General features: G+C 68.3%; 15 protein-coding genes. 7 read left to right on the top strand and 8 right to left on the bottom strand.

The annotated features are described in order from the left end of the window. Nucleotides 1-23: 23 nt before the first annotated feature. Nucleotides 24-794 (bottom strand): methyltransferase domain-containing protein, encoded by a 771-nt coding sequence (locus tag HYU53_07960; GenBank protein MBI2221130.1) that lies wholly within the window; start codon nucleotides 792-794, stop codon nucleotides 24-26. Between the two features lie 186 nt (nucleotides 795-980). Between HYU53_07960 and HYU53_07965 the strand changes: the two genes are divergently transcribed. The 7 genes from HYU53_07965 to HYU53_07995 all read left to right on the top strand — a co-directional run bounded on the left by HYU53_07965 (nucleotide 981) and on the right by HYU53_07995 (nucleotide 10,423). After that, nucleotides 981-1,451: a YbaK/EbsC family protein gene (locus tag HYU53_07965; protein ID MBI2221131.1), complete on the top strand. Its 471-nt coding sequence runs from the start codon at nucleotides 981-983 to the stop codon at nucleotides 1,449-1,451. A gap of 17 nt (nucleotides 1,452-1,468) precedes the next feature. Then, the gene (locus tag HYU53_07970) at nucleotides 1,469-2,368 is read left to right on the top strand and encodes a universal stress protein (protein MBI2221132.1); all 900 of its coding nucleotides are present in this window, start codon (nucleotides 1,469-1,471) and stop codon (nucleotides 2,366-2,368) included. Nucleotides 2,369-2,391: 23 nt separating this feature from the next. After that, nucleotides 2,392-4,092 (top strand): D-aminoacylase, encoded by a 1,701-nt coding sequence (locus HYU53_07975; GenBank protein ID MBI2221133.1) that lies wholly within the window; start codon nucleotides 2,392-2,394, stop codon nucleotides 4,090-4,092. Between the two features lie 82 nt (nucleotides 4,093-4,174). Beyond that, complete coding sequence (locus HYU53_07980; protein MBI2221134.1) at nucleotides 4,175-5,764, top strand: GAF domain-containing protein; 1,590 nt, start codon at nucleotides 4,175-4,177, stop codon at nucleotides 5,762-5,764. Then, nucleotides 5,764-7,260 carry an alpha-amylase gene (locus HYU53_07985; GenBank protein MBI2221135.1) on the top strand — a complete coding sequence of 499 codons (1,497 nt, stop codon included), beginning with the start codon at nucleotides 5,764-5,766 and terminating at the stop codon, nucleotides 7,258-7,260. The genes HYU53_07980 and HYU53_07985 overlap by 1 nt, the downstream gene beginning before the upstream one ends. Before the next feature lie 41 nt (nucleotides 7,261-7,301). After that, nucleotides 7,302-9,311, top strand: a complete 2,010-nt coding sequence (locus HYU53_07990; protein ID MBI2221136.1) for an adenylate/guanylate cyclase domain-containing protein — start codon at nucleotides 7,302-7,304, stop codon at nucleotides 9,309-9,311. Beyond that, the gene (locus tag HYU53_07995; protein ID MBI2221137.1) at nucleotides 9,308-10,423 is read left to right on the top strand and encodes a M48 family metalloprotease; all 1,116 of its coding nucleotides are present in this window, start codon (nucleotides 9,308-9,310) and stop codon (nucleotides 10,421-10,423) included. The genes HYU53_07990 and HYU53_07995 overlap by 4 nt, the downstream gene beginning before the upstream one ends. 185 nt (nucleotides 10,424-10,608) lie before the next feature. On the opposite strand, the gene HYU53_08000 is transcribed toward HYU53_07995, so the two are convergent. The 7 genes from HYU53_08000 to HYU53_08030 all read right to left on the bottom strand — a co-directional run bounded on the left by HYU53_08000 (nucleotide 10,609) and on the right by HYU53_08030 (nucleotide 18,420). Further along, nucleotides 10,609-10,866 (bottom strand): hypothetical protein, encoded by a 258-nt coding sequence (locus HYU53_08000; protein ID MBI2221138.1) that lies wholly within the window; start codon nucleotides 10,864-10,866, stop codon nucleotides 10,609-10,611. A 1-nt stretch (nucleotide 10,867) separates the two neighbouring features. Further along, nucleotides 10,868-11,020: a YHS domain-containing protein gene (locus HYU53_08005; GenBank protein ID MBI2221139.1), complete on the bottom strand. Its 153-nt coding sequence runs from the start codon at nucleotides 11,018-11,020 to the stop codon at nucleotides 10,868-10,870. Nucleotides 11,021-11,121: 101 nt separating this feature from the next. After that, nucleotides 11,122-13,506, bottom strand: coding sequence for a protein kinase (locus tag HYU53_08010; protein MBI2221140.1), 2,385 nt, complete (start codon nucleotides 13,504-13,506; stop codon nucleotides 11,122-11,124). A 214-nt stretch (nucleotides 13,507-13,720) separates the two neighbouring features. Next, complete coding sequence (locus HYU53_08015) at nucleotides 13,721-15,601, bottom strand: M61 family metallopeptidase (GenBank protein MBI2221141.1); 1,881 nt, start codon at nucleotides 15,599-15,601, stop codon at nucleotides 13,721-13,723. Then, entirely contained in the window at nucleotides 15,598-16,140 is a 543-nt protein-coding gene (locus HYU53_08020; GenBank protein MBI2221142.1) for a metal-dependent hydrolase, read from the bottom strand. The genes HYU53_08015 and HYU53_08020 overlap by 4 nt, the downstream gene beginning before the upstream one ends. 29 nt (nucleotides 16,141-16,169) lie before the next feature. Beyond that, nucleotides 16,170-17,474: an ABC transporter permease gene (locus HYU53_08025; GenBank protein MBI2221143.1), complete on the bottom strand. Its 1,305-nt coding sequence runs from the start codon at nucleotides 17,472-17,474 to the stop codon at nucleotides 16,170-16,172. Then, a complete protein-coding gene (locus HYU53_08030) occupies nucleotides 17,467-18,420 on the bottom strand; it encodes an ATP-binding cassette domain-containing protein (GenBank protein ID MBI2221144.1) in 954 nt (317 codons plus the stop codon). The genes HYU53_08025 and HYU53_08030 overlap by 8 nt, the downstream gene beginning before the upstream one ends. Nucleotides 18,421-18,484: the final 64 nt, after the last annotated feature.

An 18,484-nucleotide genomic window follows, 5' to 3' on the forward strand; every position in this document is an offset into this window, starting at 1 on the left:
GTTGCCAGCGGGCGACTCAACGGTCAGGGCTTCCTGCCGGTGAGATTCAGCCTCCAGTAGTCGAGGACGAACGGGGGATCGTCAGCCGCCGCTCGAGACACGAGCGCGTCGGCAAACGCGGATTGCAGGTGCGGCGGCAACCGATTGAGATACGGGTGCAGACAGACGATCTCGACAAACGCCCGGAACTCGTCCGCCGCATCGAACTGGATCGGAGCGGGCTCGAGCCACGTCGAGACGTCGCGAAACCCGGCGTGTTCCATCCTGGCTCTTGTCGTCTCCGGATCGGCGTACGTCCAGGGCTCCGACCAGCCCGTCTCAAAACAGGTCAGGTAGGGTTCCTGCTGAATGAGTTGTGATGCGCGCCCGCGCAGGCGCGCGAGGTTCGGCCCGCCCCCAGCCTGGGCGTGCAGTCGCCCGCCGGAGGCGAGCGCCACGAAGAGGCTGCGGAAAAGCGCGTCATGATCGAGCACCCAATGGAACGTGGCCGTGCTGAACACGACGTCGAACGCGGCCACGAACGGCAGCGCGGCGGCATGCGCCCGGACGAGCGGCACGCCGACGTCCACAAGATGCGTCCTCGCCTGCGCCAGCATGGAGGCGGACCTGTCGACGCCGACCACCCTCCCGGCGGACACGCGGGACGCGACTTCCCGCGTCAGTCGCCCCGTGCCGCAGCCGACGTCGACGATCCGCTCGGTGCCGTCGAGCTCGAGGCGCGCGAGGACCCGCATGCCCCAGTTGAATTGAGGAGCCGATACGCGGTGGTAGACGCCGGCGTTCCAGTCAGCCATCCCAGCCGATTCTTTCATAGTCGGAACGCCGATTTTCCGTCGCCGGCACGCCGCCACCACCTGGGCGGGACCGCAAGTTACCGGCACTTTCAGCGCGATTTCGTGGCACCCCAATTGCGTCGCGTACGGATGCTCTTTACAATAGGCCTCTCTTCCTTTTCGACGCAGCGCGCCAAGGAGGTCCGTATGGCGATCGCGTCACCCATTCGCGAGTACCTGAACAGCGAAGACGTCTCGTACGTCGCCTTCACGCATCCCGTCGCCTTCACCGCCCAGGAGGAAGCGGCACGCTCGCACGTCCCCGGCTGGGCCTGGGCGAAGATCGTCGTGTGCTTTGCTGACGACGAGCCGATCCAGGCCGTCGTGCCCGCGCCGATGAACGTCGACCTCGGGCGGCTGCGCGCATTGGCGCACGCCGCGGTCCTGCGTCTTGCCCGCGAAGATGAAATGGCCGCGCTCTACCCCGGGTGTGAGCCGGGGGCCGAGCCACCCTTCGGCCCGCTCTTCCATCAGCGCGTGTTCGTGGATGAGCGTCTTGGGGGACAGGACGAGGTCGTGTTCAACGGCGGCACGCATCGCGACGCGATTCGCATGGGCTATCGTGAGCTCGTCGAGATCACCAACGCGATCGTCGGACGGTTCGGTCGGCCTGCGTAACCGAGCAGGAGGTCCCCATGATCTCCATCACCCGGATCCTGTGCCCCGTGGACTTCTCCGGCCACTCGCGGCTCGCCCTGGATTACGCCACGGCGCTCGCGCGGTGGTACGAAGCGGAAGTCGTCGCGCTCCACGCGCACTCCGTCAGCATGGTGCCCGCCACGATCGGCGCGTTTCCCGCGGCAACGTCGGTCGGCGTACCGCTCACGCGCGAAGAAATCACCGGCGACCTCGACGAGTTCGTGCGCCCCGTGCAGGCGGCACAGGTGCGCGTGCGAACGGTCGTGGCGATGGGAGGCGCCGCCCACAATATCCTCGAGGCCGCCGAGAAGCTGCCCGCGAGCCTCATCGTGATGGGTACACACGGCGCCTCGGGCTTCGAGCGCCTGATGCTCGGCTCAATTACCGAGAAGGTGCTGCGGAAGGCGAGTTGCCCCGTGCTCGTCGTCCCCCGTCGCGCGGACGCGCCGAGCGGCAGGCCGATCGTGTTCCGGCGAATCCTGTGCGCGGTGGATTTCTCCCCATGCTCGCGGAAGGCGGCGTCGTACGCGCTGTCGCTGGCCGAAGAGGCCGGCGGCGCGCTCACGTTCCTCAACGTCGTCGAGGCATTCGACGACGAGCCGCTCACGGCGGCACGCTTCGACGTGGCAGAATATCGCGAGCACCTGCGCCAGGCTGCCGGGGAGCGGCTCGCCGACCTGGTGCCCCGCGAGGCGCGGACGTGGTGTGACTGCCACACGGTGGTGCGCGCAGGCAAGCCGCACCGCGAGATCCTCGAGGCGGCCCGGGTCATGGACGCGGACCTGATCGTCGTCGGCGTCCGCGGCCGCAACGCGGTAGAACGGGCCCTGTTCGGCTCCACGACCAACCAGGTGGTGCGCCGGGCGGAGTGCCCCGTGCTGACCGTTCGCTCCTGACCGCGCGTATAATCCGGCGGATCATGCGACACGGATTCGCCGGATTCCTGCTTCTCCTCATCCTTGCCACCGGGATCGGCCTCGCGTCGTACGCCGTCACGCGCCAGCCGGAGCGGTACGACGTCCTCATCCTCAACGGCACGGTCTACGACGGCACCGGCGGCGAGGGGACTCGCGCCGACGTGGCGATTCGCGGCGATCGCATCGCGCGGGTGGGATCGCTCGAAGGGCACGGCGCGGGCCTCGTGATCGACGCGCGCGGACTCGCCGTCGCCCCGGGTTTCATCAACATGCTCTCCTGGTCCACCGAGTCGCTCCTGGTCGACGGGCGGTCGCTCGGCGAGATTGCGCAGGGTGTCACGACGCAGATCTTCGGCGAAGGGGATTCGATGGGCCCCCTCACGCCGGAGATGACGAAGCGCCGCCTCGAGGCGCAGGGGGACATCACGTTCGACATCACCTGGACGACGCTCGCCGGGTACCTGCAGGAACTCGAGCGCCGCGGGGTCTCGCAGAACGTCGCGTCGTTCATCGGCGCGACAACGCTTCGTGAATACGTCGTCGGACTGGAGGACCGAAAGGCGACGCCCGAGCAGATCCGGCAGATGCAGCGGCTCGTGCGACAGGAAATGGAGGCGGGCGCGCTGGGGATCGGCTCATCCTTGATCTATGCCCCGGCGTTCTATGCCGGCACCGAAGAGCTGATCGAGCTGTGCCGCGCGGCGGCGCCGTACCGGGGCAAGTACATCTCGCACATGCGCTCGGAAGGGAACCGGCTGATCGAGGCGGTCGAGGAACTCCTGCGCGTGGCGCGCGAGGCGAAGGTCCCGGCGGAAATCTACCACCTGAAGGCGGCCGGCCAGAACAACTGGCCGAAGATGGATCGCGTCATCGCGATGGTGGAAGCCGCGCGCGCTGAAGGGTTGTCGATCACCGCGGACATGTACACGTATCCGGCCGGCGCGACAGGACTGGACGCGGCCATGCCGCCGTGGGTGCTCGACGGCGGATACGAGGCGCTGTTCAAGCGGCTCCGGGATCCGAAGGAGCGCGCGCGAATCGCCCGGGCGATCCGCACGCCCACCGACGAGTGGGAGAACCTGTATCTCGCGGCAGGCTCGGCCGACCGCGTGCTGCTTGTGGACTTCAAGAAACCGAGCATGAAGAAATACACGGGCCTGACGCTTGCGGAAGCGGCCAAACAGCGCGGGGAAGATCCCGTGGACACGATCATGAACCTCGTGCTCGCAGACGAGTCGCGCGTGGGGACCGTGTATTTCATGATGTCCGAGGAGAACATCCGCAGGCAGATCCGCCTGCCGTGGTTGTCCTTCGGGTCGGACGCGGCATCGATGGCGCCCGAAGAACCCTTCACCCGGTCGTCGGCTCACCCGCGCGCCTACGGGAATTTCGCGCGCGTGCTCGGCAAGTACGTCCGCGACGAGCGCGTGCTGACGCTGGGCGAAGCGGTGAGGAAGCTGGCGGCGCTGCCCGCCGCCAACCTGGAACTGGAAGGGCGCGGGCTCCTGAAGGCGGGCATGTTCGCCGACCTCGCGATCTTCGATCCGGCAACGGTGGCCGACACGGCCACGTTCGAAAAACCGCACCAGCTGGCCGTGGGCATGAAGCACGTCTTCGTCAACGGCGCGCACGTGCTGCGGGACGGCGAGCATACAGGCGTCAAGCCGGGGCGCGCGCTGCGAGGCGCCGGCGCGCGGCCGTAACAGAAATCTCCCGGAGAACCCACCGCAGAAGCCGCGGAACACGCGGACGGCTCCTGTGGGGAGTGTATAATCGCCGGCCACCGTGATCGCCGACCGCTCGCAGAGAGAACTCGCCCAGCTGACGCGGCAGCTCGAGGAGCTGAATCGTGTCGGCGCGGCGCTGTCTGCGGAGCGGGAGCTGCCGAAGCTCCTCGAGCTGATCCTGACCAAGGCGCGTGAGATCACCGGCGCCGAGGCGGGCTCGCTGTATATCGTCGAGACCGTTCCCGACGCGCTGCCGCCCGCGTCCGGCGTCGACGCGCCGCGGCAGCTCCGCTTCAGGCACGCGCAGAACGACGCCGTGCAACTCCCCTTCCGCGAGGCGCCGCTCGCCATCACCGACCGGTCCATCGCCGGCCACGCGGCGCTGACAGGCGCCCTGCTCAACATCCAGGACGCGTACGACCTCCCGGCGGGGGTTCCGTACTCTCTCGACCAGTCGTTCGACGAAGCGGCGGGCTATCGCACGCAGTCGGTGCTCGCCGTGGCCATGCGCACGCCCAAGGGCGATACGGTCGGCGTGCTGCAGTTGATCAACGCGAAAGAGGACGGGCGCGTCGTCCCGTTCACGGCGCAGCACGAGGCGCTGCTGACCTCGCTCGCCGCGCAGGCGGCGGTGGCGCTCGAAAATTCGCTGCTGTACGCGGCGATCCAGAACCTGTTCGAGGGATTCGTCCGCGCGTCGATCGTGGCGATCGAAGCCCGCGATCCGACGACCAGCGGACATTCGTTCAGGGTGGCGAACCTGACGGTGGCACTGGCCGAGGCCGCGGACCGGTCCGGCGGCGGCCCGCTCGCGGGCGTCACGTTCTCGCGCGAAGAGATGCGGACGATTCGCTACGCCTCGCTGCTGCACGATTTCGGCAAGGTCGGCGTCCGCGAGGAAGTGCTCGTCAAGGCCAAGAAGCTGTATCCCCACCAGCTCAATCTGATTCACGAGCGCTTCAAGCTCGCGCGCCGCAGCCGCGAAGTCGCGGCGCTCCAGCGGCGGCTCGACTTCCTGCTCGCCAACGGCCGCGAGGCGTACCTGCAGCAGCTTCCCCAGTTCGACGTCGAGCTGGCGGACGGCTTCGGGGAGCTCGATCGGCTGCTCGCGGCGATCCTGGCCGCCAACGAGCCGACGGTGCTCGCCGAGGGAAGCTTCGAGGCCCTGCAGGAGGCCGCCGCGTTCGCCTTTCCCGACGTGGATGGCGCGAGCCGCAGCCTGCTGCAACCCGAGGAAGTGCGGCTGCTCTCGCTCCGGAAGGGATCGCTCTCGGAGGCCGAGCGCGTGCAGATTGAATCGCACGTGGTCCACACCTATCGCTTTCTCAGCCAGATCCCCTGGACCCGGGAGATCCGCGCGATCCCGGCGATCGCCGTCGGCCACCACGAGAAGCTGAACGGACAGGGCTATCCATACCGCCTGTCCGGCGCGGACATTCCGATCCAGACGCGGATGATGACGATCTCGGACATTTTCGACGCGCTCTCGGCGTCCGACCGTCCTTACAAGAAGGCGGTGCCGATCGAGCGCGCGCTGCAGATTCTCGACTTCGCGGTGAAAGACGGCGAGATCGATCCCGACCTGTTCCAGCTGTTCGTCGAAGCGAAGGTCTTCGAGCGCTGGAACGTCGAACCGGAACGGTACTGATGCGTGCCCGCGCGATCCAACGACCCCACCCCCACCTCTTCGAGATCTCCACGCTCCCCTGGCTCGAGCGGCTGTCGGCGGCGGCCGGCCGCGTCGTGACACTCGGCTCGGTGCCGGACGCCGAGTGGGACCGCCTGCGGGTGCTCGGATTCGATCTGGTGTACCTGATGGGGGTCTGGCGGCGCAGCGCGATCGGGCGGCAGATTGCGCGATCCGAGCGGCGGCTGTTCGAGGGCTACGACCGCGCGCTGCCGGGATGGACGCTGCGCGACGTCGCCGGCTCCCCGTACTGCATCGCCGAGTACTCGCCCGACCCGCGCGTGGGGACATGGGAGGAGATCGAACGGACGCGGGAGAAGCTGCACGCGCGCGGCATGGGGCTGGTGCTGGACTTCGTCCCCAACCACACCGGGTTCGACCACCCGTGGATCGCCTCGCACCCCCACCGCTACGTCACCGGATCGCTGGATCGGTTCCGCGCCGCGCCCGCCGACTTCCGGGTCGTGGAGCCGCCGGATGGCGAGCCGCGCTTCATCGCCTGCGGCCGCGACCCGTACTTCCCGGCGTGGACCGACGTCGCGCAGCTCAATTATTTCGAGCCCGACACGCGCGCGGCGATGATCGCCGAGCTAGGCGCGATCGCGGAGCGCTGCGACGGCGTCCGGTGCGACATGGCCATGCTGGTGCTGAACGACGTGTTCGCCCGCACGTGGGCCTCCTTCGCACCCGCCGACGCCCAGGCCGCCGTCCCGGGCGAGTTCTGGTCGGCCGTCCGCGCGGCGCTCCCGGGCTTCCTCCTCATCGCCGAAGCGTATTGGGACCTCGAGTGGCGCCTCCAGGAGCTGGGGTTCTCCTTCACGTACGACAAACGGCTGTACGACCGCCTGGCGCACGAGTCCTCCGGATCGGTGCGCGATCATCTGCGGGCCGCCATGGCGTACCAGAACCGGTCGGCGCGGTTTCTCGAGAACCACGACGAGCCGCGCAGCTTCGCGACCTTCGGGCCCGAACGGATCGAAGCCGCCGCGACGATCTGCGGGGCGTCGCCCGGCCTGCGCTTCTACTACGATGGGCAGTTCGAGGGCCGGACGCGTTTCGCGCCCGTCCAGTTGGCACGGTGGGCAGACGAACCGGAAGCGCCAGGGCTTCGCGGGTTCTACGATCGGCTGCTGGCAGCGACCGGCCACCGCGTGCTGCACGACGGCGACTGGTCGTTGCTCGACGTGGCTGAAGCGGGCGACGCCACAAACGCCCGGCTCGTCGCCTTCCGCTGGCGCCTCGGCGATGAGCTTCACGTGATCGTGTCGAACCCGGGCGATCAGCCGGCGCAGGGGCACGTGCTCGTCGGCGCGGACCTGCCGGGCACGGCGCCCAAGCTGATGTTCGAGGATCAGATCCGCGACGGGCGCTACGAGTGGGATCGCGAGGCGCTCGCCGAGCGCGGGCTGTACGTCAGTCTCGAGGCGGGCCGCGCCCACGTATTCCACGTCCGGTGAGATCTTCGCCGCTGAACACGCGGCGCGCGCGGAAATCCATTATGAAGAAAGCAGCCGCAGGTCTGGCAATCGGTCTGGCGGGCGCCGCGCTCGTCCTGGCGCTGAACGCGCTGTTCTCCGCCATGGCCGGCGGCGCGGGACTGACTCCGCTCGATGCGGTCGAGCTGAAGACGTACGACTGGCGAATGCGTCAGACCGCGCGCCCCGAGACCGCGCGCAAGGACATCGCGCTCGTCGAGATCGACGAGTACAGCCTCCGCAACCTCGAGACCAACGTCGGCCGCTGGCCGTGGCCGCGCCTCGTGCATTCGTTCCTGATCGACTACCTGCGGCACGGCAAGCCGCGCGCGATCGCCTACGACATCAACTTCGCCGGCGCGGACAACCGCCGTTTCGAGTTCGGCGGCGAGGAGTGGACCGGCGAGCAGTCGGACAAGGCGCTCGTGGATGCCGTCAGGGACGCCGGCAACGTGATCCTCCTGGCCGACGCCACCTTCGAGGGCAGGAAGGGGGACGCGCCGCCTCCGCCGGATGCGGGATATCGACTGGGCGGACGTGTCTACGACCGCCACGTGATCTTCACGCCGTTTGGCGATCTGGCGCGGGCGGCCGCCGCGCTGGGGCACAACCTGTTCGTGCTCGACGCCGACGGCCCGCTGCGGCACACGATTCCATTCGTGCGCTCGGAAGGACGCTATCTCCCGCTGCTCGGCGCCGCGGCCGCGCTGCGCGCCGCCGGTGTTGCGCCATCCCAGGTCCGGCTCGATCGCGAAGCGCTGACGCTGGGAGACCGCGCGATGCCCGTTTCCCTGCGCCGTCTCGACACGAGCCAGGGGACGCAGGAACACGTCTGGGCGCTGATCGACTTCCGGGGGCAGTGGCTCGAGGACCTGAAGACCCGCCCCTATCCTCACTACTCGTTCTTCGACCTGATCTACTCGAACGAGCAGATCCTGGCGGGCGTGAAGCCGAACGTCGATCCTTCCGTGTTCCGGGACAAGATCGTCTTCGTCGGCGTCAACGCCGCCAGCCTGTTCGACGCCTTCGAAACTCCATTCGCGCGCGGCAGGATGCCCGGCATCCAGATCCATGCGGCCGTCGCCGACGACATCCTGTCGAACCGCTTCATGCGGCCCGCCGGGACCGGCGTGCGCCTGTTCATCGTGCTGCTGTGCGCGCTCTCGGTCGGCGCCATCGCCACGCTCGTGCCGGCCTGGTATGCGACCGCCGCGACGATCGCCCTCGCGGCGGCGCTCGCGTGGATCGCGACGATCGCGTTCGGCAACGGGTTGTGGATCAATCTGTCGCAGCCCGTACTGGTCATGTCGCTCGCGCTGTTCGGCGGCGTCAGCTATCAGTACTTCGTCGAGGGACGCGAGAAGCGGCAGGTGAAACGGCTCTTCGGCCGCTACGTGTCGAAGGACATCTACGATCAGCTCGTGGCGAACCCGGGCCTCGCGCGCCTCGGGGGACAGCGGCGGGAGATGACCGTGCTCTTCTCGGATATCCGCGGCTTCACCACCGTGTCCGAGTCGGGCGAGCCCGAAGACGTCGTCGCCGTGCTGAACGCGTACTTCACGCGGATGGTCGACATCGTCTTCAAGCACGGGGGCACGCTCGACAAGTTCGTCGGCGACATGGTGATGGCGCTCTTCGGCGCGCCGCTCGACGACCCGGACCACGCGGACCACGCCGTCGAAGCCGCCCTCGAGATGATCGAGGAGCTGCAGCGGCTCAACGCCGAGTGGCAGACAGAGGGGCGCCCTGCGCTCGACATCGGCATCGGCATCAACACCGGACCGATGATCGCGGGCAACATCGGCTCGGAAGCGATCATGAGCTACACGGCGATCGGCGACGCGGTGAATCTCGGCTCCCGGCTCGAGTCGCTCAACAAGAACTACGGCACCCGGATTATCATCAGCGAGGCGACCCGATCCCGGCTCAAAGGCGGTTACACCTTCCGTCCCCTGGGGGACGTCGTGGTCAAGGGAAAGACCAGGGCAGTCCCGATTTTCGAAGTGGTGGCAAGGAGCGAGGCACCAGTATGAGGACAGTGGTCGTGGCAGCGGCAATCGTGGCGATCGCGTCGCCCGCCTACGCGCAGTTCGGTGCGCTGAACAAGGGGCTCAAACGCGCGCAGCAGGTCCAGGACCTGCAGATCACCGACAGCGAGGAGCACCAGATCGGCGCCGAGGTGAGCGCGCGCCTCCGCGCGCGGTTCGGCGTCGTGCAGGATAAGGAGATCCACAAGTACGTGACGAGCGTCGGGATGCTGCTCGCGCAGGAAAGCACCCGCGCGAGCCTGCCCTGGACGTTCATCGTGCTCGACACCGACGGCGTGAACGCGTTCGCCTCGCCTGGCGGCTTCATCCACGTCACGAAAGGGGCGCTCGCGCTGATCGCGAACGAGGCGCAGCTGGCCGGCGTGCTCGGGCACGAGATCACCCACGTCACCGAGAAGCACACCATCAACGCGATTCGGAAGAGCAAGGCGGTGCAGATCGGCGCCGACGAGGCGGGCGGCAACAAGGGCCTGCTCGTCAAGGCGATGGCAGGCAAGGTGTACGAGATGGTGATCGAAAACAGCTTCGATCGCGGCGACGAAGGGGAGGCCGACAAGAAAGGGGTCGCGCTCGCGGCAAAGGCCGGCTACGCGCCGGCGGGACTCGCCGACTTCCTCGCGACGCTCGCCGGGCGGAACAAGGGACAGAAAGAGCGGAACGGCCTGTTCGCGTCACACCCGGAAACACAGGACCGCATCGAGAAAATCAGAAAGGACGCCGCGTCGCTGAAGGGCAGTGCCGCGCTGGTGGCGGCACGCTATACGTCTCACGTCAAGTACCAGCCCATCGACCTGACGGAAGTGCCGCAGGCCGGCGAAGGGGCGGCAGGTCTCGCCGGCGGCTCGTCGTCGAAATCTGGTGAGACCCCCAAGGGCGAAACCAAGGCGGCCCAGGAGCAGCCCAGGAAGAAGGGCTTCGGGTTGGGCAGCCTGAAACGCGCTGTCGCGCCGGAGGGCCAGTCCGCGCAGGTGTCGGCCTCGGGAGGCGCGCGAGGAGTGGGTCCGGACAGAAACGCCAACGGGGGCCCGAACGCGGCGCTCGTGACGGTCACGGTGACCGCGGCGGAGCTTGCGGCGTTCAAGAAGGGGATCGCGTAGATCGTTGAATTTGGTGATCTGGTGATCGGCAAATTACCAAATCACCAAATTCAAGGTTTGCCTCCCGTAACGACCTCCCCTCCGCTCGTCAGCCACTTGTCGTAGCCACCAATCAACGCGCGAACATTCGGGACGCCGGCGTTCCGCATCGTGAGCGCCGCACCGGCGCTCGTGTGCTCGCTGGGTCAACTGCAGTAGGTGACGAGCGCCTGCTTTTCCTTCCGCAGTTCGGGGATGGCCGCCTCGACGCGGTCGAGCGGCAGCCAGCGGGCGCCAGCGATGTGACCTGCGAGGTACGACTGCTCACCGCGCGTGTCGAGGACGATGACCTGGCCCGCGTCGTACAGCTTCCTGAACTCGTCGTAGCTGATGCGCAGCGCGGGCGAATCCACCGTCAGCGGCTGCGCCTGGATCGCCAGCGAGAGGACACATGCGAGCAGCATCTCAACCCTTCTTGCTCAGGTAGTGCTCGGGATCTGCGTCAAACTTCCTCTTGCAGCCCTGCATGCAGAAGTAATAGGTCTGCCCCTTGTAGTCACTCTTGGCGGGCGCCGTCTTCTCGTCCACCGTCATCCCGCACACCGGATCTTTCGCCATCGTCCACCTTCCTTGTCCCTCGTGCCCCCGTGAGCCTTGTGTCTCCATGATACCGCCTCTATAATCGCGCCCCTGCCGCGGTCATGAACAGCCTGACTCGCTCACGCCTGGGCGGGCGCCGCGGCGGCTGAGCCGAGCAGCGCGATGAAGCGTTGGTCGGAGCGCAGGTTGTCGAGGTCCGGATCGACGCGCGCACGCACGGCGCTGATCGCCGGCAGAACGGCGAACGACCGCTCGAGGTGCGCGATGGCGCGGTCCGTGTTCCCGCAAAGCGCCTCGAGGTCCGCCATGTAGTACCGAGTGTAGGGGTCGTCGGCGCCCTTCGCCACGCGATCCTCGAACGCCTTCGCGGCCATGGAGAGGTAGCGGTGCGCGCGTTCGCTCTCACCCTTGCGCAGCCACGCGGCGCCGAGCTTCTGCGCGACTTCGATCGTGGAGCGCTCGCGAAGCGCGTGATCGCCGGAGCTGATAAACGCCATCTCGCGCTCGTACTCGGCGATCGCCTCGTCGTAACGTCCCTGCAGGTAGCGCACGTATCCCAGGCGCGAGTGCGCGCCGATGATCTGCATGCCCTCGCTGCCCGAAATGAACCGCTCCTGCAGATCGACGGCGGTCGCCGCGACCTGCTCCGCCTCATCGTACCGTCCGCGCAGCGACAGCAGCAGCGCGAGCTGCAGGTAGGCGTAGCCCCCCTCGGGGTTCAGCGACAGCACCTTGCGGAATTCGCCGATCGCCTCGTCGATCTGTCCTTTTCCGATCCAATATGCCCGGGCGAGCGACGCGCGCGCGGCCGCGTTGTCCGGCTCGAGCCGCACCGCCTGCCGGATCGACGCGAGCGCCTCCTCGTACCGCCCCTGGTTCAGGTACGCGTGTCCGAGCCACGCGTGGGCCCGCGCGTTGGCCGCGTCCAGCGCGAGCGCGCGCCGCTCGAACTCGATCGCGCGCTCCACCAGTTCGGGCACGGTCATGAACTGGCCCTTGTAGCCGTACGCCGCTCCGAGCGCCGCCCACGCCTCGGCGTATCCCGGGTCCAGCGTCGTCGCACGCTCGAAGAGCGTGATGGCCCGATCCATCGACTCGCGCGATGCCAGGCGCAGGTTCATCAGCCCGCGCGAGTACGCCTCATACGCGGCGAAGGATCGCGTCTCCGTTTCTTCGATGTCCTCGATCTCGCCCGAGCCCAGCTGCAGGTTGATCCCCTGCAGCAGCTCGAAGACGATGCGGTCCTGCAGCGCGAAGATGTCCTCGACCTTCCCGTCGAGCTTCACGGTCTTCTCGAGCGAGCCGGTGCGCGCGTCGATGAACTGCGCCGTGATGCGCAGCGCCGGCCCGAACCGCTGGTAGCCGCCGGTGATGATCCACGTGGCGCCGAGCCTGCGGCCGACGTCCACGGCCACGTGGTCGTCGATGCGCCCGTTCTCGGCGCCGCTCAGGTGCTTGATGGCGTCGTAGAGGCGCGCGCGGCTGATGACGCTGACGCCGTGGACGTTCTTCAGGTCCGAGGTGACGGTCTCGGCGATGCCTGACCCGATCCAGTCGTCCGATGGCTCGCGGCTGATGTTCGCAAAGGTCATGACCGCCACCGAGCAGCACTCCCCGACGACGACCCGCTGCGAACTCCGCGGCATGCGCGCGGCCGTCGACGGCCCCGGCGCGTCCCCGTTGAGCGCCCGCTCCAGCGCGTCGCGGAGCTCGGTCGCGCTCTGGAACCGCTGCGACCGGTCTTTCGCGAGCGCCCGCAGCACGACCGCGTCCATGGCGGGACTGATGCCCGGCCGCCGATCGGATGGCGCGGGAGGGCTCACGTGAAGGATCTGCTCGATGATCTCTCCCTGCGTCAGCCCGCCGAACGGCAATTCACCGGTCAGCAGCTCATAGAGGACCACGCCCAGCGAGAACAGATCCGCGCGGCCGTCGATGGCCTGCCCCAGCGCCTGTTCCGGCGCCATGTAGCTGATCGTGCCGAGGACGACGCCCGGCAGCGTGAGGCGCACGTAGGTCTGGTCCTCGCCGGCCTGCATCACGTGCGCGAGACCAAAGTCGAGCACCTTGACGAGCCCGCGCTCGGTCAGCATCAGGTTCGACGTCTTGATGTCGCGGTGGATAATCCCGTGCGCGTGGGCCTCGTCGAGCGCCTCGGCCACCTGCATGCCGATGCGCACCGCTTCATCAACGGGCAGCGCCCCCGACCGGACGCGGTCGGAGAGCACGTCGCCCTGCACGAACTCCATGGCGATGAAGGCGCGCCCGTCGTGCTCGCCGATGTCGTACGTCACCGCGATGTACGGGGACCGCAGGGCGGAGGCCGCGCGGGCCTCGTTCAACAGCCGCTTCTGGCTCTCCGGGTCGGACCGGAGCGCAGCGGACAGGAACTTCAGCGCCACCTCGCGCCGGAGCCGCAGGTCCTCGGCGAGATACACGTCGCCCATACCGCCTCCGCCGAGGCGCGACGTGATCCGGTAATGCTGAACGACGGTGCCAATCATTTCGAGTCGCTGAATTCCCAATTATATTGGACGGATGTCTCGAACTGCTGGATTCAGACGGGGCTCATGGCCGCTGCTTTCACACGTAGACCTGATCATCGCCAGACACGCCACACGCGGCGCTCGTGCCTCGACGACCGCACTCAGGCGCCGGGCTTTCGCGATGTCTGTCGCGAGCGTGTCGAGCACTGCGAGCGCCAGCCGCAGCCGGACGCTAATGCGCAGCCTTCGGCGACAGCCACGCCGCGCGGAAGTTCCGCTGCTCCGCGCTGAGCCGCGCGCCGGTCGATTCGACGGTCACCACTTCCAGCGCGGGATCTTCGGCAAGCGTCAGCTCCGCGGTGACCGGATCGCCGCGACGCAAGAACCGAATCGCCACCACGTCGCCGGGTTTCCTGGCGCCGAGCGCGGCGGCGAGGTCCGCGGCGGTCGAGACCCGCTGGCCGTCGATCGCGACAATCACGTCATCGCGGTCGAGACCCGCGTGGTAGGCCGGGGTTCCGGGCGCGGTGAGCCGCGCGAGCCGCACCCCCTGCGCCTGGGAGTCGAACGATACGTCGCCGATCCACGCGCCGCCGGGACGCTCGCGGCGAACGACGAATCCCGCGCGCGACAGCAGGCGGGCGTAGTCCGGGGCCTCGCGCCCTTCGACGAATCGCGACACGAACTCGCCGGCAAACGCGCGGTCGCCGCTCACCTCCGCGAGGCGATCGCGCACGTCGTCCAGGGTGTACGGGCGGGCGACGTGTCCAGGCGCAGATCCGCCGGGCTTGCCGTGCGCCCGCCACATCGCGCGCATGAAGTCATCGAGGCTCACGCGGCCGTTGCTGCGGTCGCGCAGCGCCAGATCCAGGGCGAGACCCAGGCCGGCGCCCCAGGTGTAATACGACAGGTGCGTGATCTCGAAGTTCGTCGGATCGACCGGCCGGGCGGCATCGACGAACGGCGCCATGCGGCTCGCCTCCACCACCGACCGCACCCGGCGCGCCGGCGTGTTGACGACCGCATCGACGAGCGCGCCAAGATCGCGCGCGGTCTCGTCGAGCGGCTGGAGGCCGGCACGCTGCATGACGAGCGCGCCGTAGTAGCTCGTCACGCCTTCGGCGAGCCACAGCTCGCCTGACATGTTCGCCCGCTCGAAGTCGAACGGCTCCAGCGAGGCGGGGCGGATGCGCTCCACGTTCCAGGCGTGGAACAGCTCGTGCGCGACGGTCGAGAGCGCGCCGCGGCGCGCGCGCGGATCCGCGAGGTCCGCCCGGCCAGTCAGCACCGTGCTGTTCCGGTGCTCCATCCCGTCGCCGGTGGCGTACGGAAGATAGTCGGCGAGGAACGTGTACGCGCCGGGCTCGTACTCAGGAAACTCGCCGAAGACGGCGGCCTCTTCGGCGGCGATCCTGCGAACGCCGCTGGCGTACTCGCGCGCGCCCGCCTCGTCGCCGGCGTGATGCAGCGCAATCCGAAACGACGCGTTGCCCGTCCCGCCGGGTTGCGGCACCGTGAAGCGGAGCTCCCAGACCGGGCCCAATTCCGTTGGGCTGTCCATGAAGTACTGGAGGTTCGGCGCCGTGAACGTCCACGGATCGTTCGTGGCAAACAGCTGCGTCGCCACCTTCCACCGCGCCCCGGCCGGCGGCGCGAACGTGATCCGGATCGGACGGTCCGCCAGCCCTCTCGCCCAGACGAAGGCCGCCGGCATGTTCATGTGGGCGTGCGTCGTGTCAATCGCCAGATACGTTCCGTCGACCTGCTCGCCGTAAACCTTGTACGCGACCCGCACCACGTCCGGCGCGGCGGGCACCTCCCAGCCGTACGGATCGGAACGCGACACCGCGATCTCGCGGCCGGTGGCGTCGAAGGCGCGCAGGTCGTGCACGTTCTTCGCGAACTCGTGCAACGCATAGCGGCCCGGGGACGACCGGCTCATGCGCAGCGCGAGCGGCGCGCGAACCGCCGTAAACGTCACCTCGACCTGCATCCACCGGTGTTCCGGCGCGGGAAAGGTCACGCGGTAGCCGACCTCCTGCGCCGGGCTGGACGCGGCGGCCGCGAGCGCGACCGCCGTCACAAGAGAGACGACCATCAATCGCCGCGTCATATCCGTTCTGTCTTCCGGAGCCACACGTACACGCCGATCAGGATGGCGAGGTGCGGAAAGAAGATTCGCGGGTCGCCCCACGTGAGCCCGTGAATCTGCCACGATGACAGCGGCCACAGCGGCTGCGTGCGGTACCGCTCGTGGGTCGGCATGTCCATGAGGATGTGCAGCGCGTACGGCGCCGCGAGCCACAACCATCGCTTGCGCCCGGTCGCCCACAGAGCGAGGCACACGACGGCGAGCAGCACGAGGCTGTGCGTCTTCACGTAGTAGCGGCCGTACGCCATGACGAGGTCCGGCGGGAGCGGCGGTCCGCCTTCGCGCCAGATCCCGGGCTCTGCGCTGAAAGGAAAGTCGAGCGTCCCGCGCGCGAGCCACCACTCGATCCGCGACGGAACGAAGAACAGCAGGTCGGGCGCGGCCCCCGCCAGCGCGGCGGCCCACCAGTGGACGCGCCTCTGGCTCCCACCGGCCGGCGTCTCCTTCCGTGCGCTCCTGAGCGTGGCAACGCCCCACGCGGCGTGCGACAGCGTGTCCACGTCAGGCTTTCCGTCGGAGGAAATTCACCTCAGCTGGCCCTGACCCAGCGGAGCATTTCGCCGAGCGTCGCCGACTTGCCGTGCATCAGGATCCCCGTGCGGAAGATCTTGCCCGCCGCCCAGACCGCGGCCACCACCGTCAGCAGCACCAGGACGACGGAGAGAAGCACCTGCCACAACGGCGGCGACGGGCGCAGCGCGAGACGGAGCAGCATCAGGAACGGCGTCGCCGGCGGGAAGAGCGACATGCCGACCGCCAGCGCGCTGTCCGGCGCCCGCAGCACGGCGGTCCAGACGAAGATCGGCAGCATGACGATCAGCATCGCCGGCGTCATCATGCTCTGCGCGTCCTTGAAATCGCTGCAGGCGGCGCCAATCGACACGAAGATCGACCCGAAGAGCAGGACGGCGCACACCAGGAACAGCATGAACCAGCCCACCATCGGCGGCGTCAGCGCGTCGGCGTACCCCCAGTACGCGGCCGCGCGGTACGCGCCCAGCAGGTACACCACCGCGAGCACGATCGACACGGCGGCGCTGCCGAGCAGCTTCCCCATCATCAGCTGGAACGGCGTGATCGAGGACACCAGGACCTCGCTGATGCGCGACATCTTCTCTTCCATGACGCTGTTGAGGAGCTGCGGCGAGCTGGTCATCACCACGAGGAACATCAGCGCCATGAACACCGCGGGGACCGCGATCGAGCGGACCCGATCGAGCTGCTCGGCGGATGTCAGGCGCCCGGACGCGTCGCGGTCGAACAGACCGAGGTTTTCAAGGCGCGGCGCCCGCGCCAGCCTGTCGATCTCGCGCGGATCGAGTGCGGCGGCGCGGAACCGGATCGCGAGGACCGTCCGCCCGATGGCCGCGTCCAGAAACCGCGGCAGCGTCTCGTAGGACGGGTGGTCGGAGTGGTACTGCACCCCGGCCGCCGGCTGCCGGGCGGGATCGAGCGCCTCACGCGGAACCTCGACGAAGGCGAACAGCTCCTTCCGGCGAACCTGGTCGGAGAGCTGCAGCCTCAGCTCGTCGATGGGACGCGCGGCGGGATCCACCTCGCGCGCGACAAACTTCGGCGCGCGCGGCGCGCCGTCCGGCCCGATCGCCTGCGCGTTCCACTGTTCGACCGCGGCGGCCAGCACGGGGTACACGCCGCCGGTGTGATCGACCACGGCAAAGGTCCGCGTCGTGCTGTCCAGGCGCTTCTCGGTGACGCGCTGAAACACGATCGTCCCCATCATGAAGACCGGCATCAGCAGGACGCCGATGAGGAACGCCTTCGTGCGGACCAGCGCCATGAACTCGAAGGTGGCGACGATGAGGATTCTAGACATCTCCCGCCTTCGCGGCGCGCTCACGGTCCGCCGCTTCGGCACGGCTGCCGCCCGCGTCGGCGGGACGCGCGATTCGCACGAAGATGTCGTGCAGCGACGGACGCGTGACCTCGAAATGGTGCACGCGCGCCTGCGGGACGAGCTTCGCCAGGAATTGCTGCGCGTCGCCGCGCAGCCGGATCTCCTGCAGCTGCCCGTGGTCGTTCATGGCCTCGATCTCCGAGAAACGCGACAGCGTGGCCACGCCACCGTCCACGCGCACGCGGACGGTATCGGCGCCGTACCGATCCTGGATGTCGCGCAGCGTGCCGTCGAGCACCGCCCGCCCCCGGAAGATCATGAAGATGCGGTCGCACATCCTCTCGGCCGTCGCCATGTCGTGGGTGCTGAAGACCACGGTGGCCCCGCGGCGCTTCATCTCGAGCACCGCATCGCGCAGCACGTCGGCGTTGACCGGATCCAGCCCGGAGAACGGCTCGTCCAGGATCAGCAGCTCGGGTGAGGCCACGACGGCCGCGATGAACTGGAGCTTCTGCGCCATGCCCTTCGAGAGCGCCTCGATCTTCCGGTCCGCGTAACCGGCCAGTTCGAATCGCGTCAACCAGTCGCTCGCCGCCGCATCGACCGACGCCTGTGACGCTCCCTTGAGCCGGCCGAAGTACCGCAGCAGCCTGCGGGGCGTCATCCTCTTATAGAGGCCGCGCTCTTCCGGCAGGTAGCCGACCCGATCCCGCGCCGCGTGGGTGTCCCGGCTGCCGAGCACCTCGATCTCGCCGGCGTCCGGGAGCAGGATGCTCAGGATCATCCGAATCGTGGTCGTCTTGCCCGACCCGTTCGGCCCGATGAAGCCATAGATGCATCCGCGCGGCACCGACAGCGACACGTCGTCGACGGCCGTGACGCCATTGAAACGCTTGGTCACGCGCCGGATTTCGATGGCTTGCATTCGATCTGCGGCCGATTCTACATGGATCGGGCGGTCGGGCTTCGACGGGTCGCCCTTTTTGAAA

Source organism: Acidobacteriota bacterium (assembly GCA_016184105.1).
Lineage (GTDB): Bacteria > Acidobacteriota > Vicinamibacteria > Vicinamibacterales > 2-12-FULL-66-21 > JACPDI01.

Excerpts from the sequence above, each read along its gene's own strand:
- HYU53_07960 (MBI2221130.1), bottom strand. The coding sequence starts at position 794 with ATGGCTGACTGGAACGCCGGCGTCTACCACCGCGTATCGGCTCCTCAA.
- HYU53_07965 (MBI2221131.1), top strand. The coding sequence starts at position 981 with ATGGCGATCGCGTCACCCATTCGCGAGTACCTGAACAGCGAAGACGTC.
- HYU53_07970 (MBI2221132.1), top strand. The coding sequence starts at position 1,469 with ATGATCTCCATCACCCGGATCCTGTGCCCCGTGGACTTCTCCGGCCAC.
- HYU53_07975 (MBI2221133.1), top strand. The coding sequence starts at position 2,392 with ATGCGACACGGATTCGCCGGATTCCTGCTTCTCCTCATCCTTGCCACC.
- HYU53_07985 (MBI2221135.1), top strand. The coding sequence starts at position 5,764 with ATGCGTGCCCGCGCGATCCAACGACCCCACCCCCACCTCTTCGAGATC.
- HYU53_07990 (MBI2221136.1), top strand. The coding sequence starts at position 7,302 with ATGAAGAAAGCAGCCGCAGGTCTGGCAATCGGTCTGGCGGGCGCCGCG.
- HYU53_07995 (MBI2221137.1), top strand. The coding sequence starts at position 9,308 with ATGAGGACAGTGGTCGTGGCAGCGGCAATCGTGGCGATCGCGTCGCCC.
- HYU53_08000 (MBI2221138.1), bottom strand. The coding sequence starts at position 10,866 with ATGCTGCTCGCATGTGTCCTCTCGCTGGCGATCCAGGCGCAGCCGCTG.
- HYU53_08005 (MBI2221139.1), bottom strand. The coding sequence starts at position 11,020 with ATGGCGAAAGATCCGGTGTGCGGGATGACGGTGGACGAGAAGACGGCG.
- HYU53_08010 (MBI2221140.1), bottom strand. The coding sequence starts at position 13,506 with ATGATTGGCACCGTCGTTCAGCATTACCGGATCACGTCGCGCCTCGGC.
- HYU53_08015 (MBI2221141.1), bottom strand. The coding sequence starts at position 15,601 with ATGACGCGGCGATTGATGGTCGTCTCTCTTGTGACGGCGGTCGCGCTC.
- HYU53_08025 (MBI2221143.1), bottom strand. The coding sequence starts at position 17,474 with ATGTCTAGAATCCTCATCGTCGCCACCTTCGAGTTCATGGCGCTGGTC.
- HYU53_08030 (MBI2221144.1), bottom strand. The coding sequence starts at position 18,420 with ATGCAAGCCATCGAAATCCGGCGCGTGACCAAGCGTTTCAATGGCGTC.